The sequence below is a fragment of the Gemmatimonas aurantiaca T-27 genome, from assembly GCF_000010305.1.
GTDB classification, from domain to species: Bacteria; Gemmatimonadota; Gemmatimonadetes; order Gemmatimonadales; family Gemmatimonadaceae; genus Gemmatimonas; species Gemmatimonas aurantiaca.
The window spans coordinates 2428272-2445113 of the sequence record NC_012489.1; the positions used below are offsets into that span (position 1 = coordinate 2428272).

Below are 16842 nucleotides of genomic sequence, written 5' to 3' on the forward strand. Positions count from 1 at the left end.
TTACTCACCACGCGTGCGCAGGCTGTCCGGTTCGAACAGGCGCGGATCCACCCAACCGGTGACGTCGCTCAGGCGCACCTGACGCCAGCCCGCGCGATCAGTGCCGAGCATGGCCCGTGACGCCGGCTTGATGACGCCGACCACTTCACCGCCTCGGCTCGCATCACTGCGCACGTTCACCCAGGTGCGCGCCACCGCGGGTGTCCACTGAATCGAATCAGCGGTGGTGAGCCCGTTGGCCACCATCGAGCTGTCTCCCATGTCGAGCACACCGGCCGAAGCATCCAATGCGGCCTCCAACGCGGCATCAGCAGCGATCGACTGACCAACGGCAACCGATGCCGCGTTCGTCGGGCCAGCGGCCACCGTGCGAACGCGATCAGGCGCATGATCGATGGCGGTGGCCGCCAGGGCGGACGTGACATCACGCAAGGCCGGCCCGTAGCGCCACACACCGCCTGCAGCGGTCACAGTCAGGGCAATGGCCGCCGCACTGCGCAGCGCCGGTCCACTCAGGCGCCACGTCGACTTCACTTCGCCGCACCAATGACAGACCGCGTCGGGCCGATGCAGAATTCCACATCCACGGCACGCCTTCAGCTTCACGCGTTCGCCACGCGCGTCATGGAGGTTGAACGGATGGGCGCATCGCGGGCACTGTGATGCCGCGCGCAACGCTTTCGATCCGCACTCGGTGCAACGGAGATATGCCATGGACCCTGAAGCCGTGACGACGCCGGACTGCGCCACCCGTGATGAGACGGTTTTCACACCGTGCCGTAACTATTGATCAGTGGCTCACTTGGCGCTACGTGTCAGCGAGCAAGCCTCCACAGCGGTCTCGTCACACGGCGAAGGGCTTCGTCCCCGGATAGCAGCGTGAAAGACCGGTTGTACGTATCGTTCCCGAGTTATTTGCCACGCGCGCCCGTGCCACCCCTCCCCGCCGGCCTCCACCCGGTCGTTCGCTCTCCACCACCCCTCCCACGTGGTCACCTCTCTGTTCCTGCTGGCATTGGCCAAGGCGGCGCCATTGGCCGTTCCCGGTGTGCCCGTCCCCCCGGTAGCCGTTGCCGCACCCGCCACCCCTGAACCTGGCCCGATTTACGATGGACGCCGCGGGGCCGTGGCCGTCGCCATCCCGCGTCTCGAAGGCACCAACACGGTAGACGGCGTCCTGAACGAACCGGTCTGGCAGCAGGCCGCGACGCTCACCGGCTTCTCGCAGTTCTTCCCGAACGATGGCATCGCTGCGCAGGACAGCACCGAGGTACTGGTGTGGTACACCGGCACCGCCTTGCACGTCGGCGTACGGGCGTATGCCCCCAAGGGCACCGTGCGCGCCACTCTGGCCGATCGCGACAAGATCACCCAGGACGACAACATTCAGCTCTTCCTGGGCACCTACAACGACAGCCGGCAAGCCATGGTGTTTGCCGTGAACCCGTTTGGCATCCAGAGCGATGGCGTGCTGACCGAAACGGGCGCCTCGTCGGGCGGTGGCTTCCTCAGCAGTGCGTCTCGTGGCCGCGAATCCAATGATCTCGCGCCCGACTACGTGTGGCGCTCCAAGGGACAGCTCACCGACTTCGGTTTCGAAGTGGAAATCACCATCCCGTTCAAGAGCCTCCGGTACCGGGCTGGTGATCAGCAGACCTGGCAGCTCAACGTGGTGCGCACGGTACAGGCCACAGGGCATGAGCAGACCTGGACGGCCACACGTCGATCCAATGCCAGCTTCCTCGCGCAGTCCGGCACCCTCACGGGCCTCAAGAACCTGCAGCGTGGCCTGACGGTCGACCTGATCCCCACCATCACGTCGAGTGCCACCGGCGCCCCAAACCCCGCTGGGCCAGGTAACGGTGCCACCTGGAAGTACAGCGCGGAGAACCCGGAGATCGGCGGCAGTGCCCGCTGGGGCATCACCAGCAACCTGACGCTGTCCGGCACCGCCAACCCCGATTTCTCACAAGTCGAAGCCGACGCCACGCAGTACTCGCTCGATCCGCGTGCAGCGGTGTACTTCGCGGAACGTCGACCGTTCTTTCTGGAGTCGCAGGAGCAGTTTCAGACGCCCAATCGGCTGATCTACACGCGCCGTATCGCGCAGCCCGTGTTTGCCACGAAACTCACGGGCAAACATCAGGGCTTCGATATCGGCGTGCTCTCGGCCGTGGACAGCCGCGACGTCTCCGCCACGGGGGACCATTCGCCCATGTACAACATCGTGCGTCTGCAGCGCGACATGGGCAAGCAGAGCCGCCTCGGCATGGTCTACACCGACAAGGCCGACGGCAAGGCGTGGAACCGGGTACTGGGCGTGGACGGTCGCCTCGTGCGTGGCGTGTACAGCCTGCAGGGGCAGCTCGCGTCGAGCTTCACGGGCGGCAACACGGAAAGCACGAATGCCCCGCTGTGGGACGTGTCCCTGCTCCGCAACGGACGTGAGTTTTATGCACGCTACGGATTCAGCGCGATCTCCGACGGCTTCGATGCACAAAGCGGGTTCATTGCCCGCACGGGCGTGTCGCTGATCAACGCCACCCATCGGGTGAACATCTTCCCCAAGCGTGGTGGGCTGATCGAAGTGTTCAGCCCCGAAATTTACATGCTCGGCCGCTACCGCTATGCCGATCTCGTCACCCGCCGGCCCGCGCAGGACGTGCAACTGCATTTGCGCACCAACACACGCTTCAAGGGCGGCTGGCAGGTAGGCGCGCAGTTCCTGCGTGAGGAGTTCGGTTACGACAAGGCGCTGTACAGCAACTACTACCTGTTCCGTCCGCGCACGGGCGGTGGTGTGGATACGGTGGCCTACACCGGCACGCCCTATCTGCCCAACTACGACGGGGTGATCTCGGTGGGCACGCCGGAGTTCCGGCGCTTCAGCTTCAGCAGCGTGGCCGTGTTCGGACAGGACGAGAATTTTCAGGAGTGGAGTTCGGCCAACATCCTGAATCTCAATCAGACGCTCACCCTGCGTCCCACCGAACAGATCCGCATTGCCGGTACGTGGGTCTATGAGGAATTCAACCGCAAGACCGATGGCTCGAGCGTGCTGCGTCGCAGCACCCCACGCCTGCGCCTCGAGTATCAGCTCACGCGTCAGTTCTTCATTCGGACCATTGGCGAATACGCCAAGGTGAAGCAGGACAGTCTGCGTGACGATTCGCGTACCGAGCTGCCCATCTACCTGCGCGCCGCCAACGGCACCTTCTCGCGGGCGGCCGGCTTCGAGCGCACGCGGGCCCGTATCGACGTGTTGTTCTCGTACCTGCCGAATCCGGGCACCGTGTTCTATGTGGGTTACGGCGATGCGCTGGCGGCCAACAGCCCGCAGGGGCCCGAGTCACTGCGTCGTACGTCGGATGTGTTCTTCGCGAAGCTGAGTTATCTGTTCCGATTGCAATAACGTCTCCACGCTTCATCGCGAACCACAAACACAACGCCCCCCGATCCAGTGGATCGGGGGGCGTTGTGTTTTCCACGGTCCTTCAGGAGATCACGGCGCGCGATCCGTGCAGCCCTTGAAGTTGGTGTTGTTCTGCTCGGCCTGCGTGATCGGGAGATTCACGTCAACGCCGTAGTTGCCGCCCTTGTAGTGCACACCCTGCGGGAACACCTGCTGCTGGGTGCGGCCATACTGCTTGATCAGGCGGCGCATGTCGCCCAGGCGCTGGCCGCGGCTGAACGTCCAGAACGCCTTCTCGCGGAAGTGCAGCGAGACGCGGCCGGCTTCCGTGCCCGGATCGACCAGCGCCGGCATCGCGGCGGGCTGGATTTCATGGAGCTTGGGCGGCGCGGCGCGCAGCGCGTTGTGAATCGCCAGCCACTGCGTGACGTTGCCGGCACGCAGCGCCACTTCTGCTTCGATCATGCGGGCATCAACGCCCATGGCCACGTCGACCGTGGTGAACTGCCCCCACATCGCCGTGGTACGGGTGTACGTCTGACCGTCCTGACCGTTGATCGCACCCGAAGTCGGGATCGTGACCGGCAAGCGCGGATCGCGGGCCGACGCAAACGGAAGCGCGTTGGTCACCAGGATGTCGCGCGAATTGCCTTCCACGCTGTCACCAACGCTGTAGCGACGCTGGCTGAGCGGCTGTGACCACAGAATGTTGGCGCCCGCCACCGACGAGAACGAGTGCCGGTAAGCAAACGTGCTCGGGATACCGGCCACAAACGGCGCCGCTTCGGTGAATGCCCCCAGTGCCAGCGCCGTGCGGGCACGCGCAATGCGAGCCGCCCGGTTCACCGCAACGCTCGTTGCGTCGGTGCCATTCGCCATGGCAATCGCGCTATCGAGCGAGGCCGCAGCATACTGGAACACCTGCTGGGTGGTCTTCGGTGTTTCATCCACCGGATCCGACAAGCCCGAGTTGCTCATCGGGATGCCGTTGCAGAAGTCCGACGCCACCTGCAGCTCGGCATAGCCCCGGGCGAGATACAGCTCGCCCATGAGGGTACGCGAGTCCGGGCTGAGTTGCCGGAGCGAGGTCAACGCTTCGTTGGCACGCGTGCGGGTGCGGTAGATCGTGCGAAGCATGCCCGTCACCGAGGAGTTGTTCTCGGCGATACGACGCTGATCGGTCTCGTCGTTCTGGATGAACGTGGAGCTGGTCGACCATTCGTCGGCCAACAGACCACCGAACAACCATGTGCTTTCATTCCCGCCCGTGATGCGACGGAACTGGTCCAGCGCGCCGTTGCCGAGGGCAATCGCGCTGGCGGCGTTGGTGATGTCGGCCGGATTGATGATATCGGGGTCCACTACACCGAGCAGCCGCTCGTTGGCAGACGAGCACGCACTCAGCGTGAGCGCAAGCGTCGCTCCAGCACCAACCACACGGCGGAACGGGCGCCGGCCCGAAAGTCGAAATGATGTCATGGGTCGGGGTGTCCTCAGTATCCGATGTTGACGCGCATGATGAAGAAGCTCGGCGGAGCGATCGTCTGGAACTCGCTCGGCGCGTCCGACGCGTTGTTCGTCGCCGTCGTGTTGAAGCCCGATTCCGGATCGCTACCGCGATACTTCGTCCACAACGCCAGGTTACGCGCGGTCAGGATGAGCGACAGCGAGCGGCCACGAATGAGCTTGCGCGTCACTTCCGGCGAGAAGGTGTACTGGGCTGACGCTTCACGCAGACGGACAAACGAACCTGGCTGGAAGAAGCCATCGAGCGTGCGCTGCGAATGTTCGTTGGCCGCGATGTTCATGGCCTGCTCTTCGAACGATGCACCCGTGTTCAGACGGCCGTTGCAGTTCGGGCGCGTGCAGCGAATGCGCTCCGTGTTGTTGTACCAGCGGCTGCCGCTGCGCCAGTCGAGCATGGTCTGCAGGCGGAGCTTGCGGTTGAACAGGTCGATGCCGTTCGTGAGCGTGGTGTTGTAGCGCGGCGTGGCATAACCACGGAAGATCGTGTCGTTGGCCACGAACACTTCGTTGCGCGCTGCGTCCGCGTAATACGTGAGCAGTCCGTCGCCGTTCTTGTCTTCCCAGCCGGTGATCGGCGCAGCCCAGAGGCCCTGCACCGGGTAACCCGCCACCGTGCGCGAGCTCGTGCCGATCTGCGGCGGCGTGTTGCCGAGCGACACAACCTTGTTGTCGTTACCCGCCACAGCAAGGTTGATGTCCCAGCCCAACGCATTCTTCTGCACGAGCTGCGCCGTGATGCCGAGTTCCATACCGGCATTCTTCACGGAGCCCAGGTTGCGATACTGGTTCGCCACCGTGCCGTAGGACGGCGGCAGCACGGCCTGGATGAGCGCGTCGGTCGTGATCTTGCTGTAGTACGTGTAGTCGAAGGTCACACGCGACCCGAAGAGCTGGGCTTCGAAGCCCATTTCGTGTTCCGCCGACCGTTCCGGCTTGAGGTCCGGGTTGCCCAGCGCCGCCTGTTCGATGATCGGCTCGTCCACGCCATTGAGGTTCGTGGTACCTGCCGAGTAGTATCGCGGGGCATCATTCGGGCCTGGCTGCACGCCCGACTGACCGTACGCGTACCGGAGACGCATGGAGTTCACAAACGACGGTGCCTTCCACCAGTCCTCTTCCGAAACCAGGTAGGACATGGAGGCCTTCGGATACAGAATGCTCTGGAAGTTCGTGCCAAACGCCGAGTTCTGGTCGGAGCGCACCGCGGCCGTCAGGAACAGGCGATCCTGCCACGCCAGCGACTGTTCGATGAAAGCACCGAATGTGCGCTGATCGGTGGTCGCTTCGCTCACCGTGAGGATCTTGCCGGCGTCCACCGTGATGCCACCAGGGGCAAGCTGCTGGGAACCGGTGTTGGCACGCGTGTTCTTGTAGCCGATGTACTGCGCGCCAACCGTGGTCTTCTGCTGGAAGCCCAGGAAGCCATACTGCGCGGTGGCGCCCACGTCAGCCGACAGCGTGTTGATCTGCCGACGGACAAGACCACGGGCACCCAACCGGGTGGTCGCCGAGAGCGGCGGACCTTCACCACGACGCAGCAGGTTTTCGTTGTTCTCGCCACTCCAGTCGTTACCGATCGTAGCGCGGGTCGACAGCCAGCTCGTCGGGCGGTAGTTGGCCTGGCTCGACCAGATAAAGCGATTCACTTCCTGGGCCGTGAGCTCCTGCCACATCAAACCCGGCGTCCAGCCGCGATAGCCGTTGAGCGGCACACCGGGCAGGCCGGACACCGTACCGTTGTTGCGCGTACCCGGACCACCAAACACGTGGGAGCCCAAGCCGGCCGTGGCGTTCGATTCCAGCGAATAGCGCTGATTGATGTTCATGAAGCTGCCCGTCATACCGATATCGAGCTTCGGCGAGAACGTGGCATTCACATTCGACCGCAGGGACCGCTTCCCCAACTGATTGGGACGATCCGTCCAGCGATAGATCTTCGAACCTTCCGCGTTCATGCGGTTGCGTTCGAACTCCGGCAGTTCGAGCACGCCGACTTCGAGTTCATCCTCGCCAGACATGAAATAGCGCACCGACTCCGAGCCGCCGGCCACCTGCAGGCCGATCTGGCGGCGGTTGCCAGTGCCTACGGGGGTCAGGTCCTTTTCGTCGAAGATGTTCAGCGTGCTGACCGAGTCCACGGAGCACTGGCCCAGGCCCACGCGCTGCAGATTGCAGAAGTCGCGCGCCGACACCGTCTGGCCGGTACGCTTGCCCCACAGGGAGTAGGCGGTCGGGTACCAGTTCTTGTCGAACACCGTGCCGTTTTCGCCGTAGATCGTCCACCGGGGCGCACCCGCACGTCCCTTCTTGGTGGTCACCAGGATCACGCCGTTGGCGGCGTCGGTGCCGTACAGCGTGGCCGCCGACGGGCCCTTCACGATCTCGATGCTTTCGATTTCTTCCGGGTTGAGGTCACCCGTGCGGCTCGGATTGTTGCCGCCTGTGGTGGTGCCCGAACCAGTCGCCGTGGTGAAGCTGCCACGATCGCTGGTCATGCGAACACCATCGATGATCCAGATCGGCTCGTTGGACAAGCTCACCGAGTTGGTGCCACGCACACGGATGCGCGCGCCGGTACCGGTCTGTGAACCGCTGGTCACCTGTACGCCAGGCGCGCGGGAGTTGAGCAGATCGCTCACGTTGCTGACCGCGGCCGCTTCCGTGACCTTCGATGCGTCGATGTTCGCTGTGGCATTGCCGATTTCCACGCGACGCTGTTCACCTGTGGCCGTCGTCACGACGGCCGCGAGGTTCACGGCAGCCGTCGCGAGGGCGACGTCCACCGTCGCGACCTGTCCAGCCGCGATCGTGACGCGACGCGACAGTTCCGTATACCCCACGCGCAGGACACGAATGGTGTGCTCACCAGCCGGCAGATTCCGCAAGGCCAGTTTGCCTTCCGTCGACGTCTGACCACCGAACGAGGTTCCGACCACGAACACTCGTGCAGCTTCGACCGGCCGCTGATTGGCCGCATCGGTCACCGTGACGGACAGAGAACCGACCGACGACTGTTGGGCCTGTGCCGGCGCACCGGCCAAAGCCAACAGTCCCGCGAGCGCCAACACTGGGCGCCAGGAGTGGAGCATAGAGCGTATCTCCTCAGGATGAAAAGAGGTGCGCTGAGGCCCCGACACCACGCCCGGGTCTCACCGTCACCATGCAGCGACGAGCATTGACCAGCGCGACATTAGCCCTGCAGTACGACAACCACCATCACCAACCGATCGTCCCGCGACCGTCCATATCGAATCCGTACAGTTCGTCGGACTCTCCCCGTCCGTTCGGGGTACTGGCACACCGGATACGCGCTGGACACGAACACCGGGCGCGGCTCGCACGTAGAGCGAAGAGAGAACGACCTGCCCCCTTTCCATCCCGCCGTGTCCCACGCTGACCGTCCACCTGCGCGACACACCAACAACAGGCCATCCCCGCGGGCCGTCACTGGTCCAACACCACGCCTCCTGGCGCTGGGATCAGCCGCCGTGCTTTCCGTCTATGCCGCCGGGTTCAACCGGACCCGCGCCATCGCCGAATCGCTCGACGCACAGGACACGGCGCGCCGCCGACCAATTGCCAGTGCACCGCTGCAACACGGCGACGCCGGCACGGTCGTCCCAGCAGCAGCGAATACGGCGCCACGACCGGACAGCCCCCAGTCCATCGGTCCCGAAGACATCACGGGACAGCCCCAGGCCACGCGACAGACCGCTTCCGGCACATCCAACAGTCCACGTGCCGACTCCGTCGCCGGCAAGAAACAGCTCGATGAAACGCTCAGCCGTGAGGTACCAGCCGAACGTACGGATATGGTAACACAAACGTTCGGTGCTGAGACATCCCTGCAGAAAGCGCCAACGGTAGTGGCCGGGACCAGCGTCCGACAGGAGTCATCCCTGGGACAAGCCGCACTCACCGCGCCCACCAGAATCGTCGCGGTCAATCCCTCCATCATTGCCGCGCCCAGCGCGCCGGCCCCGGTGCCGGCGCCCCCGGCAGCCAAGCCGGTCGCCACCGCGGCCCCCAAGGCCGCAGCGCCAGCCGCCAAAGCGGCCGATTCCGTACCGGCGCCGGCCGGCTGGCAGGACGGGACTTATATCGGCTACGGGGCTTCGCGGCACGGCGATGTGGAGTCCACCGTGATGGTCGAAAAAGGCAAGATCGTCGCCGCGGCCATCAGCCGGTGCCTCACGCAATACTCCTGCTCGTGGATTGCCCACCTGCAACAGCAGGTCGTGACGCGCCAGAGCCCCGACGTGGACAATGTCTCCGGGGCCACCCACAGTGCCAACGCGTTCTACTATTCCGTGATCGACGCGCTCAACAAGGCCAAGTGAAGCGCGCGTGACGGAGCTCGTCGAACATGCGGTATCGGCCATGGGCACGGTGGTGTCCATTCAGTTGGTCGGTGATGACGGCCCCACGCTGCTCGAACGCGCCAAAGAGGCCATGCTGTGGGTGGGTGAAGTCGAACGCACCTGCTCACGCTTCGACGCCACCAGCGAACTCTCCCGGCTCACCACACAACACGGGCAGGCCGTTCCGGTGAGCGCGATGCTCGGCCAGCTTCTGGCGCTGGCCTGCGCCACGGCGGCCGCATCCGACGGGGCGTTCGATCCGACCGTGGGCAGTGTTCCCGCCGCCCGATGGCAGGATATCGCCATCGATGATGTGCGCGGCACCGTCACACTCCATCGGCCGATGCGGCTCGATCTGGGCGCGATCGCCAAAGGGTTTGCCGTGGACCTGCTCGCCCGCGCGCTCGCCGATCTGCCCCACGTGGCCATCAATGCCGGAGGAGACCTCTATTGCCGTGGCCACAATCTGCGCGGTGAACCGTGGTCGGTTGGCATTCGCGACCCGTTCTCAGACGGGGGCCTGTTGTTGCAACTCGCCGTAGACGGACTGTCCGTGTGCACCAGCGGGTCATATGAACGCCGGCTGCCCGATGGTGGCCACCATCTGATCGATCCCGCCCTCGGCAAGTCATCGCGTGGCCTCGTGAGTTGCACGGTGGTGTGCGAAGGCACCGCCGTCGCCGACGGTCTGGCGACCGCGGCGTTCATCATGGGCGCAGAACGGGGCACATCGTTTCTGGCCGATCAGCAAGTCGACGCGCTGCTCGTAGATGAAGGGGGCCGTTGGCACACCGTGCATGCTGGTGCCCGCGTCCGCTTTCCCGATCAGGGCCCCGCCCTGCCCTCCGCATGACTTTCCCCACCCCGTGACGAGCCACCTGCGCGCCGATTGGCCTCATCTTTTTCGCTGGTTGCGATCGCCCAAAGGGCTGTTCACCGGTGTGCTGTTGGTCCTGAGTGTGCCAGCCGTGTTGCATGCAGGCTGGGCATTGGTCTGGCCCTCCTTGCTCGCCGCCATCGTGACCGCAGCGTTATGCGATCTGCCGCTGCTGCGATGGCGCGACGACTCGTGGAGTGTTCCCGATGGTGCCATGCTCACCGGATGGCTGGTGGCGCTGGTCTTGAGCCCACACCAACCGTGGTATGTGGCTGCCGCCGCGTCGGCCATCGGCATCGGTGCCAAACACGCCCTACGTGTCAAACGGGCCAATGTGCTGAATCCGGCCGCCGCCGGCGTGGTCGCCACCTACTTCCTGTTCGGCTCCGGCCAGAGCTGGTGGGGCGCACTGCCGGAAATGCCCACACCGTGGATCGCGCTCCTGCTGATCACCGGCGTCTTCATGACCTGGCGTCTGCACAAGGCACCGCTCGCACTCAGCTTTCTCGGAGTGTACTACCTGATTGCGACCGGGCTCGCCTTCGTGGGCGAACCGGCACGTGTGGTCGCGCTCTACCGGGCTCCCGACGTCCACATGGCACTGTTCTTCGCGGGGTTCATGGCCACCGATCCGCCAACCTCTCCGCCACGCTATGGTGACCAATTGAAGTACGGCGCCATCGCCGCCGTGGTCAGCATGGTGCTCTACATGACCGTGGGTGCGGTGTATTTCCTGTTGGGCGGCCTGCTGGCGGCCAATCTTTGGGAAGGCTGGCGCAAGTGGCAGCAGGCACGCCAACATCGACGAGCCACTCCGACAACCTCGGCCATCACGACCTGAGCATGGACCAGCCATTGGCGCGCACGGCGTTTGTCCATCACACCACCATCGACACCCGATGGATGGACAACGATGCGTATGGTCATGTGAACAATGTCGTCTACTACAGTTTCTTCGACACCGCCGTCAATCGCTGGCTGATCGAACGTGGTCTGTTGGATGTGGAGCACAGTCCGGTGATTGGCCTGGTGGTGGAAACCGGATGCCGCTACTTCGCACCGCTCGCATTTCCCGACCGCATCACGGCGGGGCTGCGTGTCAGTCGTATTGGCACCTCCAGCGTGCGCTACGAAATCGCGCTCTTTCGCAACGACGACGAAACAGCTTCCGCCGCCGGCCACTTCACGCATGTGTACGTCGACCGCGCCACCCGTCGCCCCGCGCCCATTCCAGCGGCCACGCGCGACGCGCTCGCCACCTTGCTGGTCGAGTCATGATGCACCGCCGCCCGCTGCGCGCCTGGTTGTGCGGACTGCTGCTGCTCATCGGCAGCGCCGCCGTCGTGCAATCGCAGCGGTGGGTACGTGTGGAACCCAATGTGCCGTACGACGGGCGTTTCGCGTTTGTCCGCCTCCGGTACATCGAATACGGACCACCAGGGTGGTCGTACGACTATCCGGCGATGGAACGCAACTTCATGACCATCGTGCAGGACCTCACCACAATGCGAGTCCATGCCCGTGGCAGCAATGTGCACGACATGGACGACCCACAATTGTCGCGCTATCCCATCGCCTATCTCTCCGAACCCGGGTACTGGCGCCCCACCGACAAAGAAGCGGCGGGGCTGCGCACCTGGTTGCAGAAAGGCGGCTTTCTCATCGTCGATGACTTTTACTTCCGGCAATGGGAGAACTTCGTGTTCTCCATGCGCCAGGTGCTGCCCGATGCGCAGTTCATCCGCCTCGAGGCATCGCATCCGATTTTCGACGCGTTCTTTCGCATCCCCTCGCTGGACGGCATGACGCACCCGGACAATCGGTCGGCGCGGGCCGAGTACTACGGCATCTTCGAAGACAATGATCCGGCCAAGCGCATGCTGGCGATCGTGAACTACAACAACGACATTGGCGACTACATGGAGTGGTCCGGACAGGGGTGGTACGCGGTGAATCTCACCAACGACGCCTACAAGTTCGCCACCAACTATCTCGTCTACGCCCTGACACACTGAGCATGCCTGCCCCCGTCGCCGAATCCGCAGCCGATATCATCGTCGCCGGTGCGGGTCTGGCCGGACTGGTGGCCGCCGCGGAAGCCGCTGACGCGGGTCGCCGGGTGCTGTTGCTCGATCAGGAAGCCGAACAGAATCTGGGCGGCCAGGCATTCTGGTCGCTGGGTGGGCTGTTGTTCGTGAATTCGCCCGAGCAGCGCCGACTGGGCATCCGCGACTCCCACGAGCTCGCACTGCGTGACTGGATGACCACCGCCGGATTTGATCGTGATGAAGACGCCTGGCCCAGGCGCTGGGCGGAAGCCTATGTGGACTTCGCGGCGGGCGAGAAGCGAGCATGGTTGCATGCGCAGGGCATGCGCTGGTTTCCGATTGTGGGGTGGGCGGAACGGGGTGGCGCCGGCGCCGCGGCATCGGGCAATAGCGTCCCGCGCTTTCATCTCACATGGGGCACCGGTCCGGGCGTGTTGGAGCCGTTTCTTCGGCGGGTGCAGGCGCACGTGAACAGTGGACGTATTGCGCTGCGGTTTCGTCATCGCATACGCGGGCTGCACTTCACCGACGGTCGCGTCAGCGGTGTGCATGGCGACGTACTGGAGTCCACCACCGTCGCGCGCGGAGAGAGCAGTTCCCGCGTGGTGGTTGCTGACTTCACGCTCAACGCATCGGCGGTGATCATCACCTCCGGCGGCATCGGCGGCAATCACGATCTGGTGCGTCGTTACTGGCCCACCGATCGACTTGGCGCGGCGCCGAAGCACATGATCACCGGCGTCCCGGCGCACGTGGATGGTTTGCTGCAACAGGAAGTGGCGCACGCGGGGGCACAGTTGATCAATCCGGATCGCATGTGGCACTACACCGAAGGCATCCACAACTGGGCGCCGATCTGGCCACAGCACGCCATCCGCATTCTCCCCGGCCCGAGCAGTCTCTGGCTCGATCCCACCGGCGCACGGCTGCCCTTCCCCAACGTGCCGGGCTCGGACAGCCTTGGCACCCTGCAGTACATCACCACCAACGGATTTACACACACCTGGTTTCTGCTCAACCGCGCCATCATCAAGCGTGAATTTGCCCTCTCGGGTAGTGAGCAGAATCCGGACCTCACAGGGCGCAACATCCCACTCGTGCTCAAGCGCCTCGGCAAGTCCCCACCAGGACCTGTGCAGGCGTTCATGGACAAGGGCGCGGATTTCGTGGTGCGTGATTCGTTGCGTGCTTTGGTGGACGGTATGAATGCGCTCACGGAGCAGCCGCAGGTGCGCTTCGAGACCGTCGAACGGGTCGTGCGCGACCGCGATCTGCAGCTCACGCAGGGCGGTGGCAAAGATCCTCAACTCGCCATCATTCACAGTGCTCGTCGGTATTTCAGCGAACGGGTGATGCGTATTGCCACGCCTGCCCCGCTGCTCGATCCCGCCAATGGTCCACTCGTCGCCGTGAAGCTGAACATTCTCACGCGCAAATCACTCGGGGGGCTCGCCACCGATCTCGATGCGCGTGTGCTCAATCAGGACGGCGCGCCCATCCCGGGCCTCTATGCCGCCGGTGAGGTGGCGGGCTTTGGTGGCGGCGGCATGCACGGCTATCGCGCGCTCGAAGGCACCTTCTTGGGGGGATGCCTCTTCAGCGGGAGAACCGCCGGCCGGGCGGCCAGCAAGGCGGTCTGATCAGGCGCCGACGGCTGCACATCGCTCAAGGTCGCGCATTGCAGTGGGTCCAGGCCTGCTGATAGCGCTCCCGCGCACTGTCCGGGAGTGCCGCCTCCACCAGTATGTCACTCAACGTACCGGCATATCCGGCGCGCGGTCCGGCCGTGTCGCCATCGGCACGCAGATAGTACTCCCCGCACACATACACGACACCACCGACCTCGCGGCGCTTGTTTGACCGATAGATGAGCGGCCGGCCGTTGTTCACCTGGGATTCCACGACGCCGCGCACCACATCTTGCTCCACGCGCTCTGCCCAGTGTTCGTCGTGAGGCCATCCGGGAGCACCGAGGTACCACCATGCAGCTCCCGCAAGAATCAGCAGGGCACCCAGGGCCTTGATCGCGATACCCAGTCGAGAGCGAACGGGAGAGGTCATGATGACAGTGTTGGTGGTGGTCAGCGCGATGGTGGTCATCAGGACACGCGCAACACGCCCACTTTCCCCCTCATGCACACACCGTGACACCCTTGTCCCGGCCTGTGTTGGTCCTGTGTCGACCAACCACTGCAGAAGCACAGCATGCTGGCCCGATACTTGGTACCGGATGATGTGGCGCCCCGTGCGCGACCGGCATGAATGGTGACTGTCTTCGGAGATCGGATGCGAAGGGCTCGGATGTATGGGCGGTACCTCGCCGGCTGCCTGGCGATGACAATGATGGCGGCATGTGCCGCAGAACATCCGTCCACCGTTGAACCGGACTTGCCGGTCACACCTGCAGCATCCGTAGCGAGCGCGCTGCCCACCTCCGGCAGCGTCGCGTCGGCGTTCGGCTCGGTGGGTATCCTGCGCCTCGAAGCGAGCACCGATACCCTCATTGACGGGGTCCTCGGCGGTCAGGCGGCCATCAAGGTCGTCGTATCGGATACGGCCGGACGGCTGATCCACAATGCCGTCGTGAGCTTTCAGCCTGCGGCGGGGCACGGCGCCATGACACGCGCCACGGTGAACTCCACGCTGCGCGGCGAAGCAGCGAACATCTGGCGCTTCGGTCCGTCGGTGGGTGAACAGATCCTGCGTGTGTGGGTGCAGGGCGCTCCGGATACGCTCATTTTTACGGCCACACTCCCCGGTCCCCACGATGTGAGCGCCGTGAGCGCCACCACGTTGAACGGCGCGTATGCCGGCAATGCCCTCGTGACCGTGCTCGTGACCGATTCGTCGGGCAGTCCGTTCCAGTCAGCCAGTGTGACCTTTGCCCCCGATTCCGACGCCGGCACGGTGAGCTATCCCGTGGTGCGCACGAACAACCGCGGCGAAGCCAAAGTGACGTGGAGCTTCGGTACGGCCAGCGCCGGCACGCAACGCCTGCGGGTGCGTGTGGACGGGCTCACCGACACCCTCGTATTCACGGCCACCGTGGACGGTCCTCCAGTGGCCGTGGCATTGCAGACGGTCACCGACAGTTCACTCACCGGCATCACCGGCAGCAGTCGTACGCTGAGTGTGTTGGTGCGCGATCAGCGTGGACAGCCCATGCCTCGCGCCGCGGTGACATTCCGCGCGCTCGACAACAGTGGCAGTGTGTTGCCCTCGCCCGCGGTATCAGGCAAGACAGGTGTTGCCAATGCCACGTGGACCTTTGGACGTCAGGCCGGCACGCAGACCGTGCTCGTGACGGCGCAGGGAGTCGACGACACACTGCGTTTCGTGGCCACGGTGAAGGCACCGCCGACCGCCACAGAGATCGTGGCGGTCAGCGACACCGTGATATCCGGGCGCAGCGGGGAAAGCGCCGTGCTGCAGGTCCGGGTGCTCGACGCCGATGGTGATCCATTTCCCAACGCGGCGGTGAAGTTCAAAGCCATCACAGGTCGCGGCAGCATGCAGATCAGTGTGGTCAAGTCGGGCCGAGATGGTATCGCTCGAGGTACCTGGGCGTATGGTGGTGTGCTTGGCGAGCAGGAAGCCACCGCAGAACTCGTGGGAGTTGCCGGCACCACACAGACGTTCGTGAGCACCGTGACCGTTGGCGCGCCCAAGGTCGTGGTGGCGGCCAGCGCCACCACAGGCCGAGCCGATGTTGGTGATACGCTCAGCACGGAACCCGCCGTGAAGGTCACCGACAACTACGGCAATCCGGTGGAAGGGGTGACCGTGATCTTTCGGGTGACCGCCGGTGGCGGCGCCATCGAATCCACCAGCGTGCTCACCGACGAAAACGGGATCGCATCGGGTGGTGCATGGGTGATGGGTCAGACGCCCGGTATCAATCGCCTCACGGCCACGGTGCAAGCACCGATCGCGCGTGGCAATCCGGTGCAGTTTTCCGCCAACGGGATGCCGTGATCACGGCAGTGACCGCCACGGTGACCTGATCGCGCGACCAGAGGTTGTTACAGGACGATCATGTGATGTCCTGACGATTCTCTGAACAGTGGAGCATTCATGCGCAGCGCTTCCCACGCAATCATTGCTCTGACTGGTATGTTGGTGGCCTGCGGGGATGGGGGAACGGCACCAGAGGTTTCCTCTCCGCTTGCGCTGTCGATTGTCACCGCGACGCGCATCTCCATCAGCGACTCGGCGGTCCTGACCATGTCGTTGAAGAACAGTTCGGCATCGGCATACGCTGCGCGAATCCCGGGTAGTCTGGAATGGCCGCATTTCAGAGTATTGGTGCGCAATGAAACGGGCGACACGCTCTGGTTTCATCCCGGCGGTGTGCTGCCACTGCTCTCCGACAAGACATTTGCGCCGCAGGAGAGCGTGCAAATGACCTTGGTGTGGCCGCTGAAGAATCGGACTGGCGCTCCGGTGGATGCGGGCACGTATCGTGTGAGCGCGACGATCGAGACATTCGAATCCGACCTCGAACGACCGGTGGTGGTTCGCTCCGACGAAATCCGGATCGTGGTGGCGAACAACCTCCGATAGCACGCCCGCCCGTCCCGACCGAGCGAACAACGCGAAAGGCGACAGAGGAACGAA

Annotated in this window: 13 protein-coding genes; 9 read left to right on the plus strand and 4 right to left on the minus strand. The window is 64.2% G+C overall.

Translation table 11 applies throughout. The features are described from left to right. The gene (locus GAU_RS10645; RefSeq protein WP_012683565.1) at positions 1 to 714 is read right to left on the minus strand and encodes an SH3 domain-containing protein; all 714 of its coding nucleotides are present in this window, start codon (positions 712 to 714) and stop codon (positions 1 to 3) included. A 274-nt stretch (positions 715 to 988) separates the two neighbouring features. Between GAU_RS10645 and GAU_RS10650 the strand changes: the two genes are divergently transcribed. Next, positions 989 to 3412, plus strand: a complete 2424-nt coding sequence (locus GAU_RS10650) for a carbohydrate binding family 9 domain-containing protein (RefSeq protein WP_012683566.1) — start codon at positions 989 to 991, stop codon at positions 3410 to 3412. A gap of 90 nt (positions 3413 to 3502) precedes the next feature. Here the strand turns inward: GAU_RS10650 and GAU_RS10655 are convergent, their stop codons facing one another. Beyond that, on the minus strand, positions 3503 to 4891 hold the full coding sequence (locus GAU_RS10655) for a hypothetical protein (protein ID WP_012683567.1): 1389 nt from the start codon (positions 4889 to 4891) through the stop codon (positions 3503 to 3505). A gap of 14 nt (positions 4892 to 4905) precedes the next feature. Beyond that, positions 4906 to 8028 carry a SusC/RagA family TonB-linked outer membrane protein gene (locus GAU_RS10660; RefSeq protein ID WP_012683568.1) on the minus strand — a complete coding sequence of 1041 codons (3123 nt, stop codon included), beginning with the start codon at positions 8026 to 8028 and terminating at the stop codon, positions 4906 to 4908. A 294-nt stretch (positions 8029 to 8322) separates the two neighbouring features. On the opposite strand from GAU_RS10660, the gene GAU_RS20825 reads away from it, so the two are divergent. Genes GAU_RS20825 through GAU_RS10690 form a run of 6 tightly spaced genes read left to right on the plus strand, consistent with a single transcriptional unit; the run spans position 8323 to position 13865 of the window. After that, positions 8323 to 9279, plus strand: coding sequence for an FMN-binding protein (locus GAU_RS20825; RefSeq protein WP_012683569.1), 957 nt, complete (start codon positions 8323 to 8325; stop codon positions 9277 to 9279). 7 nt (positions 9280 to 9286) lie between these two features. Continuing rightward, positions 9287 to 10153, plus strand: coding sequence for an FAD:protein FMN transferase (locus tag GAU_RS10670; RefSeq protein ID WP_012683570.1), 867 nt, complete (start codon positions 9287 to 9289; stop codon positions 10151 to 10153). 58 nt (positions 10154 to 10211) lie between these two features. After that, positions 10212 to 11018, plus strand: a complete 807-nt coding sequence (locus GAU_RS10675) for an RnfABCDGE type electron transport complex subunit D (protein ID WP_169307656.1) — start codon at positions 10212 to 10214, stop codon at positions 11016 to 11018. 2 nt (positions 11019 to 11020) lie between these two features. Then, entirely contained in the window at positions 11021 to 11455 is a 435-nt protein-coding gene (locus tag GAU_RS10680) for an acyl-CoA thioesterase (protein ID WP_012683572.1), read from the plus strand. Further along, entirely contained in the window at positions 11452 to 12192 is a 741-nt protein-coding gene (locus GAU_RS10685) for a DUF4159 domain-containing protein (protein WP_041265453.1), read from the plus strand. Before GAU_RS10680 ends, GAU_RS10685 begins: the two co-directional genes overlap by 4 nt. Positions 12193 to 12194: 2 nt before the next feature. After that, the gene (locus tag GAU_RS10690; protein WP_012683574.1) at positions 12195 to 13865 is read left to right on the plus strand and encodes an FAD-binding dehydrogenase; all 1671 of its coding nucleotides are present in this window, start codon (positions 12195 to 12197) and stop codon (positions 13863 to 13865) included. A gap of 25 nt (positions 13866 to 13890) precedes the next feature. Here GAU_RS10690 and GAU_RS10695 read toward each other — a convergent pair whose 3' ends face one another. Beyond that, on the minus strand, positions 13891 to 14325 hold the full coding sequence (locus tag GAU_RS10695; protein WP_012683575.1) for a hypothetical protein: 435 nt from the start codon (positions 14323 to 14325) through the stop codon (positions 13891 to 13893). 234 nt (positions 14326 to 14559) lie between these two features. Between GAU_RS10695 and GAU_RS10700 the strand changes: the two genes are divergently transcribed. Further along, positions 14560 to 16200, plus strand: coding sequence for an Ig-like domain-containing protein (locus GAU_RS10700; RefSeq protein WP_169307658.1), 1641 nt, complete (start codon positions 14560 to 14562; stop codon positions 16198 to 16200). A gap of 330 nt (positions 16201 to 16530) precedes the next feature. After that, positions 16531 to 16788: a hypothetical protein gene (locus tag GAU_RS22230; protein ID WP_156798987.1), complete on the plus strand. Its 258-nt coding sequence runs from the start codon at positions 16531 to 16533 to the stop codon at positions 16786 to 16788. Positions 16789 to 16842 lie beyond the last annotated feature (54 nt).